Here is a 17,511-nt window from a genome sequence, read left to right on the forward strand (position 1 = left end):
TATGCGGGATCAAGCATTGTTGGAGCGATGATGCTGGCCTGCTTTCCATTCCTGATGGCCGCCTCGGAGTCGCCCTCGACGCCTGCGATCTCGCCGCCGGCCTCCGCCGCCCCGCCCGACGACGCCCAATGGACGATGCCGGCCAAGAACTACGCCTCGACCCGCTACAGCGAGCTCGCGGAAATCAACGAAGGCAACGTCAAGAACCTGCAGGTCGCCTTCACCTTCTCGACCGGCGTGAACAAGGGGCAGGAAGCGGCGCCGCTGGTGGTCGGCAGCACGATGTATATCGTGACGCCCTTTCCCAACATCGTCTACGCGCTCGACCTCTCCAAACATGGGGCACCGATCAAGTGGAAATACGAACCCAATCCCGAGCCCGCGGCACAAGGGGTAGCGTGCTGCGACGTCGTCAATCGCGGCGCCGCCTTCGCCGACGGGCGCATCTTCTTCAACACGCTGGACGGCCACACGATAGCGCTCGATGCGAACTCCGGCCAGCCGATCTGGAATACCCATATCGGCAACATCAATGTCGGCGAGACCCTCACCATGGCGCCGCTGGTGGTGAAGGGCAAAGTGCTGGTCGGCAATTCGGGCGGCGAGATGGGGGTACGCGGCTGGGTCAAGGCGCTCGACGCCGGCGACGGCCATGTCGTCTGGACGGCCTACAATACGGGGCCGGACAAGGAGGTGCTGATCGGCCCGGATTTCAAGCCGCATTACGACATGGACAAGGGCAAGGACCTTGGTGTGACGACATGGCCGCCGGAGGCCTGGAAGATCGGCGGCGGCAATATGTGGGGCTGGATCTCCTATGATCCCGATCTCAATCTGATCTTCCACGGCACCGGCAATCCGGGCCCCTGGAACCCTGACCTGCGCCCCGGCGACAACAAATGGACATCGGGCATTTTTGCCCGCGATCCCGATACCGGAGCGGCGAAATGGTTCTATCAGTGGACCCCGCACGATCTGCACGACTATGACGGCATCAATGAGCAGATCCTGCTCGACATGAACTGGCAGGGCAAGCCGCGCAAGGTGCTGGTCCGGCCGGAGCGCAACGGCTATCTCTACGTCCTTGATCGCACCACCGGCGAGGTCCTGTCCGCAAAACCCTATGGCCCCGTCAACTCCAGCAAAGGTGTGGATCTCAAGACCGGCAGGTTGATGGCAAACCCGGACAAGAAGACCGGGACCGGCAAGGTTGTCCGCGACATCTGCCCGACCGCCTCGGGGCTCAAGGACTGGCAGCCTTCCGCTTTCTCGCCGAAGACGGGCCTGCTCTACATCCCGCACAACAATCTGTGCATGGACGAGGAAGGCGTCGAGGTGAACTACATCGCCGGCACGCCCTATGTCGGAATGAACGTGCGCATGATCCCGGGCCCCGGCGGCAATCGCGGCGCCTTCACCGCGTGGGATATCGCGGCGGAGAAACAGGCCTGGAGCCTCAAGGAAAACTTCCCGGTATGGAGCGGCGCGGTCGTAACCGCCGGCGATATCGTCTTCTACGGAACCATGGAAGGCTGGTTCAAGGCGGTCAGCGCGAAGACCGGCGAACTGCTTTGGCAGTTCAGGACCTCCTCCGGCATCATCGGCCAGCCGGTTACTTATCGCGGCCCCGACGGACACCAATATGTCGCGATCCTGTCCGGCGTCGGCGGCTGGGCCGGCGCCATCGTCTCGGGCGATCTCGATCCGCGCGACGCCACTGCTGCGCTCGGTTTCGTCAACGCGATGAAGGACCTGAAAAACGTGACAACGGCGGGAGGCACGCTCTATGTGTTCCGGCTGCCTTGATGGATTCGAACTGACCGCACTGGCGAAAAGATCCGCGCTGTGGGCCCTCGTGGCCGGTCTCGTCGCCTTGGTCTGGCTGGTTCTGGCCGGCGCGGCGAATGCGCGGGAACTCCGCGCCTGCGCCGATCCCAATAACATGCCGTTCTCCGACGCCAGCGGCGAAGGCTTCGAGAACAAGATCGCCGAGATCGTTGCGGCCGACCTTGGCGCGAAGCTTACCTATACCTGGTGGGCGCAGCGCCGCGGCTTCGTTCGCAACACGCTGAAGGCCGGGCTTTGCGATCTGGTGCTCGGAACGCCCGCAAATGTCGAAATGCTGCGCGCCACCTTGCCCTATTACAGGTCCTCCTATGTCTTCGTGACCCGCCAGGACGGCCCGAACGTGGCATCCTTCAACGATCCGCGGCTGCGCGACATGCGCATCGGCGTTCAGCTCATCGGCGATGACGGCGCCAATTCGCCGCCGGTCCAGGCGCTTGGCCGTCGCGGCATTGTCGGACATCTCGTCGGCTACCCGGTCTACGGCGACTATTCCGCTCCCAACCCTGCGGCGCGCATCGTCGAAGCTGTCGCGAGCGGCGAGGTCGACGTCGCCGTGGTCTGGGGCCCGCTCGCCGGTTACTTCGCTACGAAGCAAAAAGTGCCGCTCCGGATCACGCCGGTTACACCTCGCATCGATGGACCGCAATTGCCGCTGATGTACGACATCTCGATGGGCGTTCGGCGCGAGGACGATGCACTGCGCGGTGATGTGAATAGCGCGCTCACCAGGCACAAGGCCGAGATCGACGCGGTTCTGACGCAATATGGCGTTCCGCTTCTCGACATCGCCGGGAGCCCGGTGCGATGAGGCTGGGTTTCGCGACGCTGCTGTCGGTGACGCTCGCCTTGGCGGCATGCCAGCGCGAGGAGCGGGACACGCGCCCGCAATCTTCGCTCGGCTCCGGCGGCCAGCCAACCCCCGTCACCGCGCTGGAACCCGGCGGCCAACGGCCCTCCCCCAGAGACAACAAAGCGGCGAGCTTCGAGGCCAACGCCTTCCATCTCAGCGAGGGCAAGCGCCTGTTCGGCTGGTTCAACTGTTCGGGATGCCACGCCAATGGCGGCGGCGGCATGGGCCCGGCCCTGATGGACCAGAAATGGATCTATGGCAGCTCCATGGAAAGCATTCACGCCACCATCCGCGACGGGCGTCCGAACGGCATGCCGAGCTTCCGCAACATGATCCCCGACGATCAGATCTGGGAACTGGCAGCCTTCGTGCGTTCGCTAAGCGGCAACGCGCCCTCTTCCGCTGCGCCACAGCGAAATGACGGCATGATGCCCCATCCGTCGGAAAACCGCATGCCGGATGCCGCCACGCTGGGGAAGTCGCCGTGAAACGCCTCGCCTCGATGGCGTTTGCCGCGGCAAGCGTCCTTTCGCTCCAGGGATGCGCGGGCTGGCAATCGGCCCTCGACCCGAAAGGCCCCGCGGCGAGCGAGTTGGCATGGCTGATCTGGTTCTTCACAGGCCTTTGCGCGGTGGTGTGGGTGCTGGTGATGATCGCTCTCGCCGCACCAGTGTTGATGCGGCCGCCCAGGCGCACCGAGCCGCTGGTGCTCGACGCCGGCGCCGACCATCGCAAATTGCGCGTTGTGGCCATCGCTGTCGGGCTGACCGCCGCGATCCTGGTCGGGCTGACCTTGCTCAGCTTCTTCGCCAACAGGACGCTTGCGGCGATCGGCTCGGACGCTGCGCTGACCATCCGGGTGACCGGGCACCAATGGTGGTGGGAGGTACGCTATGAGGATGCCACGCCGAGCCGCATCCTGACGACGGCGAACGAAATCCACATCCCCGCCGGCGAGCCGGTGCGGCTTCTTCTGACCTCGACCGACGTGATCCATTCCTTCTGGGTCCCAAGTCTGGCCGGCAAGCTCGACCTCATCCCCGGTCACATAAACGTGCTGGATATCAAGGCGGACAAGCCCGGAACTTATCGGGGCCAGTGCGCCGAGTTCTGCGGCGCGCAGCATGCGAACATGGGCACCTTCATCATTGCCGAGCCGCGGGCCAAGTTCGACGCCTGGTGGAACGATCAGCTTCAGCCGGCCGCCCCTCCGACGGGCGACGAGGCGAAGGCGGGCGCGGACCTGTTTCTCAAGCGTCCCTGCGTGATGTGCCACAAGATCGGCGGCACGCCCGCCGGCGGAACGGTCGCTCCGGATCTCACCCATGTTGCCAGCCGGCGAACGCTTGCCGCGGGAAGCTTGACGATGAGCCGCGGCAATCTCGCCGCCTGGATAGCCGACCCGCAAGGCATCAAGCCCGGCTCTCACATGCCGGTGGTCGAGCTCAATGGCGACGAGCTCAACGCGATCGTCGCCTATCTCGAGGGCCTGAAATGAGCAGCGCGGATCTGACCAGCGAACGCGACCTGCCGCCGGAACGCGAGGCGACTGCCAAGGGCGACGTCGCCCCCGAACGTGATGGGCCGCGCGACACCGGCATGGACGATGCCAGCCTTCACCGCTGGCTCGCGCGCACATGGCGGACGCCGCCCGGCATCATCGGCGCGCTCTCCAGCGTCGATCACAAGGTCGTCGCAAGGCGCTATCTGATCACGGCGTTCGTGTTTCTGTGCCTGGGCGGGCTGAACGCCGTCGCCATGCGCATCCAGCTTTCGGGACCGCAACGCGGCCTGATTGGGCCGGACCTCTACAACCAGCTGTTCACCATGCATGGCGTCACCATGATGTTCCTGTTTGCCGTGCCCATCGTGCAGGCGACCGGCATCTATCTGGTGCCGCTGATGGTCGGCAGCCGCAACATCGCCTTTCCGCGCCTGAACGCGTTCAGTTACTGGATTTATGTCTCGGGGGGCCTCTTCGCTTGGGTGTCCTTCGCCCTTTCAATGGCGCCGGATGTCGGCTGGTTCGCCTATGTGCCGCTGTCCGGTCCCGAATTCGGTCCCGGCAAGCGCGCCGACGTGTGGGCGCAGATGATCACCTATACCGAGGTCTCATCCCTGGCGGTCGCCGTCGCGACCATCGTCACCGTATTCAAGCAGCGTGCGCCAGGCATGTCGCTGGACAAGATCCCGCTCTATGTCTGGGCCTTGCTGGTCACCTCGTTCGTCGTCGTCTTCGCCATGCCGGCGGTGATGATTACCTCGACCTTCTTGATCCTCGACCGGCTGGTCGGAACGCATATTTTCAATCCAGCGGAGGGCGGCGATGCCCTGCTGTTCCAGCACCTGTTCTGGTTCTTCGGTCACCCCGAGGTCTACATCATCTTCCTACCGGCGACAGGCATGGTCTCCGCGATCATTCCCGCTTTCGCTCGACGGCCGGCGTTCGGCCATCTCGGGCTGGTCCTGTCGTTGATCGCAGTCGGCTTCCTGTCGTTCGGTCTCTGGGTCCACCACATGTTCGCGACGGGATTGCCGAAGCTCGGCGCAAGCTTCTTCACAGCATCCAGCATGTTGATCGCCATTCCCAACGGCGTGCAGATCTTTTGCTGGCTGGCGACCTTGTGGGACGGCAGACCGGTGATCCGCACGCCGTTGCTCTTCGTCTTCGGCTTCTTCTTCATCTTCGTCATCGGCGGACTCACCGGCGTCATGCTGGCTTCCGTGCCGCTCGACCTGCAGGTGCACGACACCTATTTCGTCGTCGCGCACTTCCACTACGTGCTGATCGGCGGCTCGGTCTTCCCGCTGCTGGGTGCCGCCTATTTCTGGTTCCCAAAGATCACCGGCCGCATGATGAGCGAGCGTCTCGGACACTGGCATTTCTGGCTGGCCTTCATCGGCTTCAACGCTGCCTTCTTCCCGATGCATCTTGTCGGCCTGTGGGGCATGCCGCGCAGGGTCTATACCTATCCGGCCGAGCTTGGCTGGGGAAACATCAACCTGTTCATCACCGGCGGCGCGGTGCTCTTCTTCCTGAGCTTCGTGCTGTTCACCCTCAATCTCGTGCATGGCGCCTTGAAAGGCGCGCCGGCCGGCGACAATCCCTGGGATGCAGGCACGCTGGAATGGGCCACGTCGTCGCCGCCTCCAAGCTACAATTTCGCGCGTATCCCGATCGTCACGAACGTCGAGCCGCTCTGGGCCGAACGCGAGGTCCTTCCCGTCGCCACCGGGCTTCGCGTCGATGTGCGCGAGCTGCTCATCTCGACGGTGGCGGAAGCGCATCCCGATATCCGCGAGAAATCGGCGACGCCGTCGATCTGGCCGCTGTTCGCTGCCATCGCTGTCGGCGGCACCTTTCTCTATTCGATCTTCACGCCCTGGGCGATCGTCTGGGGCGCCGCGCCGATCGCAATCACCCTGATCGGCTGGTTCTGGCCGAAAGACACGCCGGAGGACGAGGAATGAAGCAGCGTCCCGTCGCCGATCTGTCAGGCCTGCCAAGCTTCGGACTTGGTCCGCGCAGCCCGACCTGGTGGGGAACGCTCGGTTTCATGGCGCTGGAAGGTATGGGCTTCGCGCTGGCGGCCGGCGCTTATCTCTATCTGGCGACCTTGTGGCCCAACTGGCGTCTAAGCGCCCCGGAGCCCAACCATTGGCCCGGAACGATCGTGACGCTGCTTCTCATCGTCAGCCTGGTGCCGAACCACATCCTCAATGGCTACGCCAAGCAATGCGCCATCGGGCCGGTGCGGATCGGCATGGTGGTGATGTCGCTGCTCGGCATTGCGCCGCTCATCGTGCGCTGGTTCGAGTTTCCGACGCTGAACATCTATTGGGACACGAACGCCTATGGCTCGATGCTTTGGGTATTGCTCGGGCTGCACACCACCCATCTGATCACCGATGTCGGCGAGACGATCGTGCTGACAGTGCTGATGTTCACGCGCCACGCCTATAGCGGCCGGCGTTTTGGCGACGTCGGCGACAACGCCTTCTATTGGGATTTCGTGGTCTTGACCTGGATCCCGATTTATCTGCTCATCTACTGGATGCCGAGGCTAGGCTGATGCGCGCGCTGCGTTTGGGAACGTCCTGGGGTGGTCTTCTGTCGGGGCCTCTGGCCTGGGCCATCTCGACCCAGCTGAATTACGCGCTGGTGCCCTGGCAATGTAACCGCCAGGTCCCGGTCGTCCTTCCCGTCGCACTGGTGCTCGCGGTGCTTTCGCTACTTGGCGGGGCGTTGTCGTGGCGGGCGAAGCGGCAAGGCGGCGCCGCCTTCAAACCGGAACGTTCACGCAGCACCGAGCGTTTCGTCGCCGATCTCGGCATACTTTCGGCTTTGCTGTTTGCCCTCGTCATCGTCATGCAGGGCAGCGCCGCGCTCATCCTCGACGAGTGCCTGCGATGAGCTTCGACGCGTTCTTCTCAACCCCGATCTGCTACGGCGCCGGCGCGCCCGAGGCCGGGTGGACGCTTGCGCTTCCCATCACGCTTCCGCTGGCCGCGCTTGCGCTCATCTATGCGATCGGCGCCAACCGGCTGTGGCGCCGCAGCAATCGAGGCCGACAAGAGCGCATACGACAAACGTTGTTGTTCGCCGCAGGGTGGTGCGTGCTGACGGGGGCGCTGGTCAGCCCGATCCATGCGCTGGGCGAGCGGGTATTTGCCGCCCACATGATCGAGCACGAGCTGCTGATGGCGCTGGCGGCTCCGCTGCTGGTTGCAGCCTGCCCTGGCGCGGCCCTGGTATGGGCATTGCCGGTCGCGCTTCGGCAAAGAACGGGAAGGCTCACGCATGGCAAGATGCTGCAGGCGTTCTGGGCCTTCGCCAGCCGCCCTCTCAACGCAACAATCATCCACGGGATCGCCATCTGGATCTGGCACATCCCGGTCCTGTTCGAGGCAGCCCTGCAGCGGGGCGTGCTGCACTATGCCCAGCATGCGAGCTTCCTCGGCACTGCCTTGCTGTTCTGGTGGGCGCTTCTGCCCCGTTCCGGTCGGCAGCAGGCCTATGGCAGCGCCGTCATGCATCTCTTCTTCACTTCGATGCACACCGGCCTGCTCGGCGTGCTGCTGCTGCTGTCGCCCAAACTCTGGTATCCGGAAAATGCCGGTGGAGCAGCGCTGTGGGGTCTAACCCCGATCGAGGATCAGCAGCTTGCTGGCCTTGTGATGTGGGTTCCGGCTGGCCTGATCTATGGCGGAGCCGCCTTGCTGCTCGCCGGCCTCTGGATAAGCAAGAGCGGAACCAGGGAGGCGACGCATGCGCTCCGATCTGGCTAGACTGATCGGCGGCGCCCTCGCCGCCATCGTCGTAGTCGCCGTAGTCCTCGCCGCCGTGGCCCTGTGGGCCGACCGGCGTGATCGGATCCAGCACGAGTCGGACGCGGCAACCGGCGGCGTGGGCGCGCGCGCTATCCCGATCATGACCGCGAATGGCTGCTCCGGCTGCCATACGATCCCTGGCGTGCCGGGCGCGCAAGGTCAGGTCGGCCCGCGCCTCGACGCCAGCCTCGCCGGCCGGATCATTATCGGCGGCGTGCTGGCCAACAATCCGGAGAACCTGATCCGCTGGATCCGTGGCGCCAGAGAGATCAATCCGCACACCGCCATGCCATCGACGAGGATCACCGAGCAGCAGGCGCGCGATGTCGCGGCCTATCTCTATGCTTTGAAATAATTGAACCTCGCCGCCGCGTCGGAACCCAGGCTGTCAGGCAACCTTCGACAGGACGCTGATATCGCATCTGGCGAGGCCATACCGCCAGCGATGGTTCGTCGCCGCGACACGGCTCTGGTAAAAAAGCGTCAGCTGTTCGCCCTCGATCATGACGGTCGAGTGACCGTTTTCTCCTGGCCCGCCTGGATCAAGAACCGGACCAATCGAAACGTAGGGTCCGGTCACCTCGGCGGCGATGGCGAAAAACACGCGTTGTCGGCTTCCCCGCGGCCCCCGCGGAAGGAAGCACGTGGCGTTGAGGAGCACGCGGCCATCGGGGAGCTCGACCAGTTGGGCGCCTTCGATCCCCCACTCGTAGTCGGGATCATCGCGCGAATTGTGGTGCGGGATATCATTATGGTCGAGGATCTTGCCCAGCCGCTTCCAAGGTCCGAACCACGAGTCGGACTGGCTGCGCGCCAGATAGATGTCGGGTTGCGGCACACGACTGAATTTCGGCATGCCGGAATAGACGATGTAGCGCTTGCCGCCGACGATAGCCGGATGCGGATCATAGATCCCATCTTCGTCCGTGTCGGCTATCGACAGGATCGCGGGGTTGAGCACCACCCAGTTGAAGCCATCATTCGACACCGCGTGCTCACAGCGGCCGCCGGACTTCATGAACTCGGTCTGGATGAACATGTGGAAGACGCCGAGTTCGTAGACAACACCGGGCGCGGCGACGCCCGATCCCGTGACCGGAAGCTCGATGGGTTCGTGCTCCGTCCAGGGACCGTGCAGCTCCGGCGCGGTTGCGTGAAGTATCTTCCAGCTCTCGCTGGTCACGGTGCCGCTCGAGCCGAAGACGTGCCAGAGCCTGCCGTCAAAGACGGGGCATGGATCTTTGAGATCATCCACCGCCTGCGGATGGAAGAGCGGGAACACGTTCGTCTCGAAATCGATGTTCATCACTTGCCCCAGCGATTGCCGGCAGTTTGAGGCTCGTTTGGCTCCGGTCCAGGCGAATCGATGGAGCCGTCGAACAGCTTAGCCGCCCATGCTACCGAAATACGGCCACCGAGTGACCGTCCCCAGGAACCTGCGTGCGAATCTTGGCCGCACCTCCCAAGGGGCAGCACCGCGGCAAAATCCTGCGCCCCTTAAAGGCTCGCGGCTGGAACAAGTTATTCGACGGGAAGTTAGACGGAAAGGCGGAGCTCACCTCCGCCGCCTGCGATTAACAAATGTTAATCGTAGTATAAACCGTGCTGTTACTAGGGAAAAATTGTATGGACGCGGCAATAAGAATACCAACCCGCAGACAAACCATAAAAAGCCACGACTTGCTGACATGTTTCTCCCATTTACGATGGAATTTCGTCCATCAGCGTCCGCAACATATTCTTACCTTGGCCGCGAGGGAATTTGAGATCGTCTATTTCGAGGAACCTGTTTTCGAGGAGCGCTCGCATCCCTCTATGCGTTTCTCAGAGGTGGCGCCGGGAATTCGGGTCGCGACTCCTTTGCTTCCAATTGGCACAAGCCCGGCCAGAGCTGATGCCGTCCAGCGGAAATATCTCGACCGGATCATCGCTTCGACGCCGCACACCAACCTGACCGCCTGGTACTACACGCCCATGGCCCTGCGCTTCAGCGCACACATCAATTTCGATGTCTGCGTCTATGACTGCATGGACGAACTTTCGGCGTTCAAGAATGCGCCAACCGAACTGGCCATGATGGAGCGAGCCCTGTTCGGGCGCGCCGATGTCGTCTTCACCGGCGGCTTGAGCCTCTTCGAAGCGAAGCGCTGCCAGCATCGTGCCATCTATCCGTTTCCGAGCAGCATCGACGTCAGCCACTTCCACAAGGCAAGGACGCCCGGCAAGGACCCGGCCGATCAATTCGGCATCCCTCATCCCCGAGTGGGCTTCTTCGGGGTCATCGACGAGCGCCTCGACATCGATCTCGTGGCCCAGGCATCCAAGGCCATGCCCGACGTACATTTCGTCATGCTTGGTCCGGTGGTCAAGATCGACCCGAGCAGCCTGCCGACAGCGGACAATCTGCATTGGCTCGGCGGGAAAGCCTATGCCGATCTTCCCGATTATCTCCGCCACTGGGACGCCGGCTGGATGCCGTTCGCCCTCAACGAGGCCACGCGCTTCATCAGCCCGACAAAAACGCCTGAATTCCTAGCCGCAGGCCTGCCAGTGGTCTCAACAGCAATCGTCGATGTAGTGCGAACCTACGGCGCAGCCGGGCTCGTCGACATTGTGGACGCAGAGGACGTCGACACCAAGCTGCGAAGCGTCCTTAGCCAATCGCGCAACGCGCGGCTTCCGCAGGTCGATGCCTATCTCGCGGACATGTCCTGGAAGCGTACATGGAATGGCATGGCCGCTCACATCAGGAGCGCCAGCGCGAGGAAAAAGGTCGTCCCCTTCCGCAGGAGCGCCTGACCATGTTCGACTGGCTTGTCGTCGGCGCAGGTTTCGCCGGCAGCGTTCTCGCCGAACGAATTGCCTCGCAACGGGGAGAAAGCGTTCTCCTCATCGATCGCCGCAATCACATCGGTGGGAACGCCTATGACTGCTACGACGAAGCAGGCATCCTCATCCACCGCTACGGGCCGCATATCTTCCACACAAATGCGCGGTCCATCGTGGACTATCTGTCACACTTCACGACATGGCGGCCGTATGAACATCGTGTGCTGGCCGCGGTCGACGGCATGCTTCTCCCGATCCCCATCAATCTCGATACAATCAACCGCCTCTACGGTCTCGATTTGGATTCGGTGGAACTGGAAGACTTCTTGGCATCTCGCCGCGAGACCGTCGAGGAAGTCCACACTGCCGAGGACGTCGTGATCAGCACTGTCGGGCGGGAACTCTATGAGAAATTCTTCCGCGGCTACACCAGGAAGCAATGGGGCGTAGACCCCTCCCAGCTCAGCAAATCCGTAACTGCCCGGGTTCCGACCAGGACCAACCGCGACGACCGCTACTTCGGCGACAGCTTCCAGCACATGCCGGCGAACGGGTACACGCGCATGTTCGAGCGCATGGTGAGCCATCCCAATATCAAGATCATGCTGCAGACGGATTATCGTGAGGTCCGGGACCGGATTCCGTTCCGCAAGCTGATCTACACCGGCCCTGTCGACGAATTCTTCGACTGGAGACTTGGCCGTCTGCCGTATCGCTCACTGCGTTTCGAGCACGTGACCGTCGAATGCGAACAGTTCCAGCCGGTCGCCGTGGTCAACTATCCGCAAACGGAGGACTTCACCCGGATCACCGAGTACAAGCATCTGACCGGCCAGAAGAATGCCCGGACGAGCCTCACCTACGAATACCCAACCGACATTGGCGATCCTTATTACCCGGTGCCCCGGCCGGAAAACGAAGCGCTCTACAAGCAATATGAAGCCTTGTCCGCCAGTCGCCCGGATGTCTGGTTCGTCGGCCGCCTTGCGACGTACCGCTATTACAATATGGACCAGGTCGTGGGTCAGGCTCTGGCAACTTTCGCCCGCATTCAGAAGACGGTCCCCGGTGCAGGCTTGCAGCCGGCAATGGCTGTGCCGGGCTAAAGCCGCTTGCTACTCGGGCATGCCAGGCTGCGTGGGTCGAGAATGCTGGTCAAACAGCCTCTGCTGCCTCGCGAGTTCATCGGCCATCGGCTGACGGGTGCGGCGCGATCCATCCGCATGGATGACCGAGAAAAGGCCAACTTCGGCGTGGCGTGAATTGTCCCATCCGGGATAGGCCGTGATCGGATAAAGGCAGATTCCCCCGACCCTGGCGCCTTGGTTCATAGCCTCCCGCACCTCGTCGCACACATAGTGAAGCCATGCCGGGCCTCCGGACCCCTCCGCACCGGTCTCGGCAATGTACATCGGCTGTGGGTAGCGTCGGGCGACCTCGACGAGCATTTCCGACAGAGCCCGGTATTCGTGATGCCCCATCGGGATCGTTGGCCCGTGCAGGTACCACTGATTGTGCGGGTAGAAATTCAGACCGATGACATCGATGAGATCTTCGCTGCCCCCAAGCTGCGGCTCGACTCGCCCCATCAGCATGTCGTACGCTTCGAACTGTCCCTGACGGACTTTTTCAGCCGTCCGTATTTCTGCGCGGCTTCGATCGCGCGGCGCGATGTGAATAAGCGGCTCGGCCCAGATGAACCGGCATTCTGGATCCGCTTCGCGCATGGCTCGTATGCCTTGCACGGCAGCCTTGACAAGGTGGCGTTTGAACCAGCCCCTTCGTCTTGGGCCGGCTGGCGGAAAATAGCCCACTTCGACTGCCCAGGCGAAGAACGATATCTCGTTGATCGGACAGACGAGCGCAGGCTTCCCGCTGACGGCCCGATGCAACCGGACAGCTTCCGCTGCGAAAGCGGCATAGCGCTCGATCAGCTCCTTCCCGCCCTGGTCAAGATAATCGGGGGTTCCGTAGTGAAAAATATCCCAGATGACCTGAACGCCGGCGACGTTTGCCGCTTCGATCATCGGCGCCCAACTTGACCAATCGTACACGCCCGGCGCCTTCTCGATCAGGTGCCAGCGCAGCCCGTCACGAAGGGTTCTAAGCCCAAGGTTCGCGCAGCCGCGATAGTCGCGCTGCGCGTGAGAGTCATGGCCAGTCGCCCGCACGAGATCGAGACGCACACCATCCTTTCGCCGGTGCGAGGAGCATTCGAAACCGCCCATGAAAAAACTGTCGAATGTGACCGCGCTGGCAGCTGGATTCCCCACGTTTGGACTGACGGCTTGCGGCACATTCTCACTCCTTGCATTGGCCGGCACGGCCGACCCGCCGCTGAACCCTCTTTGGGTTTGGCAACTTCTTCCGTCTTGCCGCATGCTGAACGCAGTTCAGCCCAGCGTGATCTCCTGATCGTTCACAACCTCGGCCAGCCGACTGAGGAAACTCACGAGGCCGACTTCCGGATCGTCGTTGTCGCCTGTGAGCACGGAGATACCCCAACGTCCCAGCACGGCTTCTTCGACGGGGTCCCGGCTCGCCATGAAAATGAATGACGGCGGCCGATCCGCCTCGTAGCCCGATCGGTTCCATGTCTGCCAAAGCCTATGCAACAAAAGCCGGATGTTCAGGTCCGACAGGCTATAGCCGACGAACAGAACCGTGCTGCCCAACGCATCGGAACGAAAACGCACATCGAGCGGCGAATCGAAGGATAGCCGATCGAGATAGTCCGTTTCCGTAAGGACCAGCGAGGAATCGTCATCGAAGTCGCCGTGGAATTTCACGATGCACGCGACGTCCCGGCGAGTCTTCGAGACATCCCGAGCATTGGCCACCTTGACGTATGCGCGGCCGTGTATCTCAAAGGCGACTTCTAGATTGCGGTCATAGTTGGTGGTGTAGATCACCGGAAAATCCAGCGCGACGATGAGACGATGCAATTCGGACTTCCGAATCTTTTCCCTCGTCACGGTCCAGTGCCTGTCCATCCAACTGCGCAGCGGCCCGATGCTGCCATGCTTGATCCGATAGTACTCGGCCAGGGTCTGGAAGCGATCACGCGTTCTTGCGCCGTCCAGGTCGAGTTCGCTCGCCATGCGCTCAATCAGCTTCTCCCAGGAAGGCAGCCCGACGCTCATCGAAACACCAGCTCCGACAAAGAGCACCGCATTGCGCTCTCGGATCGCTTTTGCGAGTGGAATAATCGGGTCCTCGTTCATTGCCGAAACTGAGTGGGCTGCCGCGGGCGGTGCATGACGCACAACTTCCGAACCTGGAGGTGGATGAAGTGTTCCCCGCCCAGCCGCGAAAATCTGGAAGACCTCCGATACCCCTGTCAGACTCGCCAAACGCCTCGGAGCTGCCATCGAGCAAGGCCAAGCAGGGACAGGTGCTTGGTTTCGGTCTCTCTCAGCATCGGCGAATCGCGAGCGCGACATCGGTCGCGAACAGTGGCACCTCCAGCTTCAACCTACCGTCCGATTGCGCCCGCCATTCCGCCGCTTGCGTGCCGGTCGCAGTATCCCAGCCGACTATGCGATAGTTACCGGGAGCCAGCGCGGGCAGGTCGATCATGACGGGCTCGGGTTGCACGTCGGCCCGCAGCATGCCGTTGGGTCCGATGGTTTCGCGGTGCACGAGCCAGGCCATCGCCTGGGCATCGTCGCCGCAGGCTACCGCCGCGACATCGGGGCGGGAAATCCGCACCCGCCGGCTGAGATGAACACGTCGGAACCGACGCCAGTCGATCAGCGGCAGGAAATCGGACAGCGAGCGCTGCGCACGCCGCATGCCGGGTGTGAGCACATGCGGCGTGCGGTTCGGCCAGCGCATGCCGCCGCCGGCACCGCCCGCAGCCAAGTGCGCCCATTGCACATGGCGGAAATATTCGTCATCGAACGGCTCCGGCAGCGTGATCTTCTTGTCCTTGAAGGTATGGATCGGGCCATGTTCGCTGTCGAGGAACGGGCGGCCATCGCGCGTTTCGGCCAGGGCCTCGCCGACGATTTGCCCCATGCCGAGCGCCGGGGCCACTGTGTCGCGGGGATGATCGATCGTGCCCTCCTCGTAGATGTGGAGGGAGGCGAAGTCGAGATCTGGATGCCGGAAGATGGGTTCGCGCAGCGGCATGTGCGGCCGCCAGCGAAGCTCCGGTCCGAACAGCGAAACCGTTTGCGGGTGGGAGCGGCCGTAGAGCGAAATCTCCAGTCGGCGAACGAAAGCACTGAGATCGTGGATGAAGCCGCCGAAATCGTCGGCGCTGCCTTCGGCCTGCTCGGGATGGATCTCGTTCCAGAGATCCCAAGCGAAGAGTGCGCCGCTGCCGCCCCATCTGCGCACCGCGAATTCCAGCCTTGCCTTGATGGCGCGGCGCGTGGCCGTACAGACCAAGAAGCGCGAGGGCTGATCCAGCACGCCGCCGTTCCTCCGATTATAGGGGTGATGACGCCAGTGCCGCCACTGCCAGAATGTATCGAACGGGGTGAGCAGTATTCTCAAATCGTGCTTTTCACAGAGACGAAAAAGATCGTCCCACAGCCGCACCATAGCAGGGACGAAGCGACCGAGCGGCCGCTCGAAGTAGCGGTGACGGACCTGAGCGTATTCCAGCATCAGCCTGAGGCAGGTGACGCCGCTTTGCTTAAGCCAGCTGAGGTGAGCCTCCACCCCGGCTATGTCCTTGCGCCGGAACAGCCCATTTAGCTCAGGCCAGCTTATCGCGTCATTCTGCCCGATCGGCATCCACGGCTCACCGTCCTCAGTGGCGAAATATGAGCCGGCGACCGTGATCCACTGCAGACCCGCGGACCGGACAGGCAGTACGCCCTCCGCGTCACTGGTCGTGCTGCCCGTTAATCCCGTATTGTCCAAGCGGCTTTCCGATATCTCCCCAAGGCACTCCAAACTGTCTCAGGGGAAAAATGTTCACCGGCGCCGACGCAAAGACCCCAGCCGCTCAGTTCTCATCGCTGAGGGAATGGCCCATTATCAAAAAATGGCCAGCTGATGTGCTCCAGGGTCGTTCCCCTGATAACCGCAGCTACGAGCGCTCGCCCCGATCCCGCCGCGGGGGCCTTGGCAGCCACCGAAACCAACCAATCATAGCGAGGAGCAGAGGTTCGCCAGCGGGATCTCGCTAACCAAGAAGGTCGCTTCAGGCGGTCCTCTGCTGAAGCTGCGCCATGTCTTCGCTCTTCCGCAGACCCGTCGCGACGACCGAGACCCGAAATTTTCCTGCCAACGCCTGGTCGAAGATGGCGCCGACGATAATGTCGGCATCGGCGTCGACCTCTTCCCGTATCCGTGTCGCCGCTTCGTCGACCTCGAAGAGTGTCATGTCCGTGCCGCCGCAGATCGATACGAGCAGGCCTCTGGCGCCCGTCATGGAAGCCTCATCGAGCAGCGGGTTGGCGATCGCAGCCTCGGCTGCCGTCCTTGCGCGGCCCTCCCCCGAGGCTTCTCCGGTTCCCATCATCGCCCGGCCCATGTCCCGCATCACCGACTTCACGTCGGCAAAGTCGAGATTGATCAGACCTTCTTTCACGATCAGATCCGTGATGCAGCCGACACCGGCGTAGAGAACACGGTCCGCCATGGCGAAGGCATCGGCAAACGTCGTCCTGGCGTCGGCGACCCTGAAAAGGTTCTGGTTGGGGATGACGATCACGGTGTCGGCGCTTTCGCGAAGGCGTTCTATGCCCTCCTCGGCGGCCTGGGACCTGCGCTTGCCTTCGAACGTGAAAGGCTTGGTAACGACGGCCACCGTCAAAATGCCGGCATCGCGCGCGGCACGCGCAATGACGGGCGCGGCGCCAGTCCCGGTGCCGCCGCCCATGCCCGCCGTGATGAAACACATATGCGTTCCCGCGAGATGATCCATGATCTCGTCGATGGATTCCTCTGCGGCCGCGCTGCCGACGTGGGGGAGAGATCCGGCGCCCAAGCCCTCGGTCACATGCGCACCCAACTGGATCAGCCGCGACGACTTCGACATGGTGAGCGCCTGGGCGTCGGTATTGGCGACGACGAACTCGACCCCCTGCAGGCCTTCATCGATCATGTTGTTGACGGCGTTTCCGCCAGCGCCGCCGACCCCGACAACGGTGATCTTAGGTCTCATCTCCAGGATTTCCGGCTTGGCGGTCATTGTGATCTCTCTACGGGACGCAGCGGTTGCGCCAGAGCAACTAGCAAACGAATCAGATGGTCCCGCCAAGATCAGGGAATCAGAGGACAGGCCTCGCCGCAAGGTCAAGCTGCGGGCGTCAAATCGCAAGTTTGCTTCAGCAGCGCCGTGGTCCCGAGCGCAACTTGCGTGAACCGGTCCGGGTGCGGGGGGCGACGAAAGACGGATGGTTCAGTCGAAGCAGCCCGCGTCCTCTTCCCCGAGATACGTCGGGCCGCTTCGGATCGTCGCGCGGCCAGCAGCGCTTGAAGCGACTGAAGGCCGCGATCCGTCTCTGGAGAAATCAGCCGCCCCCCGCGAGGCACTACGCCGCCAAGGCTCCCGACTTTTTCGCCGTCCAGGTGGCGATGTAGTCCATCAGGGCGGGGTTGAGGCAGTCATAGGGTTCGAGCCCGATCGACTTCAGCTGGCCGCGGATGCCGTCCATGCGGCTCGGGTCGACGCCGGCTTCGATGATCGAGGA

At 62.7% G+C, this 17,511-nt stretch carries 16 protein-coding genes and 1 pseudogene; 11 read left to right on the forward strand and 6 right to left on the reverse strand.

The window, feature by feature from the left end:
• The first annotated feature begins 27 nt into the window (after nt 1–27).
• The 9 genes from CK220_RS24595 to CK220_RS24635 are packed head-to-tail and all read left to right on the forward strand — an operon-like array spanning nt 28 to nt 8,384.
• On the forward strand, nt 28–1,806 hold the full coding sequence (locus CK220_RS24595; protein ID WP_095813990.1) for a methanol/ethanol family PQQ-dependent dehydrogenase: 1,779 nt from the start codon (nt 28–30) through the stop codon (nt 1,804–1,806).
• Nucleotides 1,787–2,656: a substrate-binding domain-containing protein gene (locus tag CK220_RS24600; protein ID WP_095813991.1), complete on the forward strand. Its 870-nt coding sequence runs from the start codon at nt 1,787–1,789 to the stop codon at nt 2,654–2,656. Before CK220_RS24595 ends, CK220_RS24600 begins: the two co-directional genes overlap by 20 nt.
• Nucleotides 2,653–3,186: a c-type cytochrome gene (locus CK220_RS24605; RefSeq protein WP_095813992.1), complete on the forward strand. Its 534-nt coding sequence runs from the start codon at nt 2,653–2,655 to the stop codon at nt 3,184–3,186. Before CK220_RS24600 ends, CK220_RS24605 begins: the two co-directional genes overlap by 4 nt.
• Complete coding sequence (gene coxB / locus CK220_RS24610; protein ID WP_245429388.1) at nt 3,183–4,196, forward strand: cytochrome c oxidase subunit II; 1,014 nt, start codon at nt 3,183–3,185, stop codon at nt 4,194–4,196. The genes CK220_RS24605 and coxB overlap by 4 nt, the downstream gene beginning before the upstream one ends.
• Nucleotides 4,193–6,169: a cytochrome c oxidase subunit I gene (ctaD, locus tag CK220_RS24615; protein ID WP_095813993.1), complete on the forward strand. Its 1,977-nt coding sequence runs from the start codon at nt 4,193–4,195 to the stop codon at nt 6,167–6,169. The genes coxB and ctaD overlap by 4 nt, the downstream gene beginning before the upstream one ends.
• Nucleotides 6,166–6,771 carry a cytochrome c oxidase subunit 3 gene (locus CK220_RS24620; protein WP_095813994.1) on the forward strand — a complete coding sequence of 202 codons (606 nt, stop codon included), beginning with the start codon at nt 6,166–6,168 and terminating at the stop codon, nt 6,769–6,771. Before ctaD ends, CK220_RS24620 begins: the two co-directional genes overlap by 4 nt.
• The gene (locus tag CK220_RS24625; RefSeq protein WP_095813995.1) at nt 6,771–7,112 is read left to right on the forward strand and encodes a hypothetical protein; all 342 of its coding nucleotides are present in this window, start codon (nt 6,771–6,773) and stop codon (nt 7,110–7,112) included. The genes CK220_RS24620 and CK220_RS24625 overlap by 1 nt, the downstream gene beginning before the upstream one ends.
• Nucleotides 7,109–7,987 (forward strand): cytochrome c oxidase assembly protein, encoded by an 879-nt coding sequence (locus CK220_RS24630; RefSeq protein WP_095813996.1) that lies wholly within the window; start codon nt 7,109–7,111, stop codon nt 7,985–7,987. Before CK220_RS24625 ends, CK220_RS24630 begins: the two co-directional genes overlap by 4 nt.
• A complete protein-coding gene (locus tag CK220_RS24635; RefSeq protein ID WP_095813997.1) occupies nt 7,968–8,384 on the forward strand; it encodes a c-type cytochrome in 417 nt (138 codons plus the stop codon). Before CK220_RS24630 ends, CK220_RS24635 begins: the two co-directional genes overlap by 20 nt.
• A gap of 33 nt (nt 8,385–8,417) precedes the next feature.
• Here CK220_RS24635 and CK220_RS24640 read toward each other — a convergent pair whose 3' ends face one another.
• The gene (locus CK220_RS24640) at nt 8,418–9,335 is read right to left on the reverse strand and encodes a hypothetical protein (protein ID WP_095813998.1); all 918 of its coding nucleotides are present in this window, start codon (nt 9,333–9,335) and stop codon (nt 8,418–8,420) included.
• Nucleotides 9,336–9,655: 320 nt separating this feature from the next.
• Between CK220_RS24640 and CK220_RS24645 the strand changes: the two genes are divergently transcribed.
• The gene (locus tag CK220_RS24645) at nt 9,656–10,828 is read left to right on the forward strand and encodes a glycosyltransferase (RefSeq protein ID WP_095813999.1); all 1,173 of its coding nucleotides are present in this window, start codon (nt 9,656–9,658) and stop codon (nt 10,826–10,828) included.
• A gap of 2 nt (nt 10,829–10,830) precedes the next feature.
• On the forward strand, nt 10,831–11,964 hold the full coding sequence (gene glf / locus CK220_RS24650) for a UDP-galactopyranose mutase (RefSeq protein WP_095814000.1): 1,134 nt from the start codon (nt 10,831–10,833) through the stop codon (nt 11,962–11,964).
• A gap of 9 nt (nt 11,965–11,973) precedes the next feature.
• Here the strand turns inward: glf and CK220_RS24655 are convergent, their stop codons facing one another.
• The 5 genes and pseudogenes from CK220_RS24655 to CK220_RS32605 all read right to left on the reverse strand — a co-directional run.
• A complete protein-coding gene (locus CK220_RS24655) occupies nt 11,974–13,155 on the reverse strand; it encodes a beta-glucosidase (RefSeq protein WP_095814016.1) in 1,182 nt (393 codons plus the stop codon).
• 96 nt (nt 13,156–13,251) lie between these two features.
• Nucleotides 13,252–14,082: an SIR2 family protein gene (locus CK220_RS24660; RefSeq protein ID WP_095814001.1), complete on the reverse strand. Its 831-nt coding sequence runs from the start codon at nt 14,080–14,082 to the stop codon at nt 13,252–13,254.
• 190 nt (nt 14,083–14,272) lie between these two features.
• Entirely contained in the window at nt 14,273–15,733 is a 1,461-nt protein-coding gene (locus CK220_RS24665) for a hypothetical protein (protein ID WP_210201448.1), read from the reverse strand.
• Nucleotides 15,734–16,016: 283 nt separating this feature from the next.
• The gene (gene ftsZ / locus CK220_RS24670; protein ID WP_095814003.1) at nt 16,017–17,009 is read right to left on the reverse strand and encodes a cell division protein FtsZ; all 993 of its coding nucleotides are present in this window, start codon (nt 17,007–17,009) and stop codon (nt 16,017–16,019) included.
• 343 nt (nt 17,010–17,352) lie between these two features.
• Nucleotides 17,353–17,511: pseudogene (locus CK220_RS32605) on the reverse strand (aldehyde-activating protein); the annotation flags it as partial.

This window comes from Mesorhizobium sp. WSM3860 (genome assembly GCF_002294995.1).
Lineage (GTDB): Bacteria > Pseudomonadota > Alphaproteobacteria > Rhizobiales > Rhizobiaceae > Mesorhizobium.

Excerpts from the sequence above, each read along its gene's own strand:
- CK220_RS24595 (WP_095813990.1), top strand. The coding sequence starts at position 28 with ATGATGCTGGCCTGCTTTCCATTCCTGATGGCCGCCTCGGAGTCGCCC.
- CK220_RS24600 (WP_095813991.1), top strand. The coding sequence starts at position 1,787 with ATGTGTTCCGGCTGCCTTGATGGATTCGAACTGACCGCACTGGCGAAA.
- CK220_RS24605 (WP_095813992.1), top strand. The coding sequence starts at position 2,653 with ATGAGGCTGGGTTTCGCGACGCTGCTGTCGGTGACGCTCGCCTTGGCG.
- ctaD (WP_095813993.1), top strand. The coding sequence starts at position 4,193 with ATGAGCAGCGCGGATCTGACCAGCGAACGCGACCTGCCGCCGGAACGC.
- CK220_RS24620 (WP_095813994.1), top strand. The coding sequence starts at position 6,166 with ATGAAGCAGCGTCCCGTCGCCGATCTGTCAGGCCTGCCAAGCTTCGGA.
- CK220_RS24625 (WP_095813995.1), top strand. The coding sequence starts at position 6,771 with ATGCGCGCGCTGCGTTTGGGAACGTCCTGGGGTGGTCTTCTGTCGGGG.
- CK220_RS24630 (WP_095813996.1), top strand. The coding sequence starts at position 7,109 with ATGAGCTTCGACGCGTTCTTCTCAACCCCGATCTGCTACGGCGCCGGC.
- CK220_RS24635 (WP_095813997.1), top strand. The coding sequence starts at position 7,968 with ATGCGCTCCGATCTGGCTAGACTGATCGGCGGCGCCCTCGCCGCCATC.
- CK220_RS24640 (WP_095813998.1), bottom strand. The coding sequence starts at position 9,335 with ATGAACATCGATTTCGAGACGAACGTGTTCCCGCTCTTCCATCCGCAG.
- CK220_RS24645 (WP_095813999.1), top strand. The coding sequence starts at position 9,656 with ATGGACGCGGCAATAAGAATACCAACCCGCAGACAAACCATAAAAAGC.
- glf (WP_095814000.1), top strand. The coding sequence starts at position 10,831 with ATGTTCGACTGGCTTGTCGTCGGCGCAGGTTTCGCCGGCAGCGTTCTC.
- CK220_RS24660 (WP_095814001.1), bottom strand. The coding sequence starts at position 14,082 with ATGAACGAGGACCCGATTATTCCACTCGCAAAAGCGATCCGAGAGCGC.
- ftsZ (WP_095814003.1), bottom strand. The coding sequence starts at position 17,009 with ATGACCGCCAAGCCGGAAATCCTGGAGATGAGACCTAAGATCACCGTT.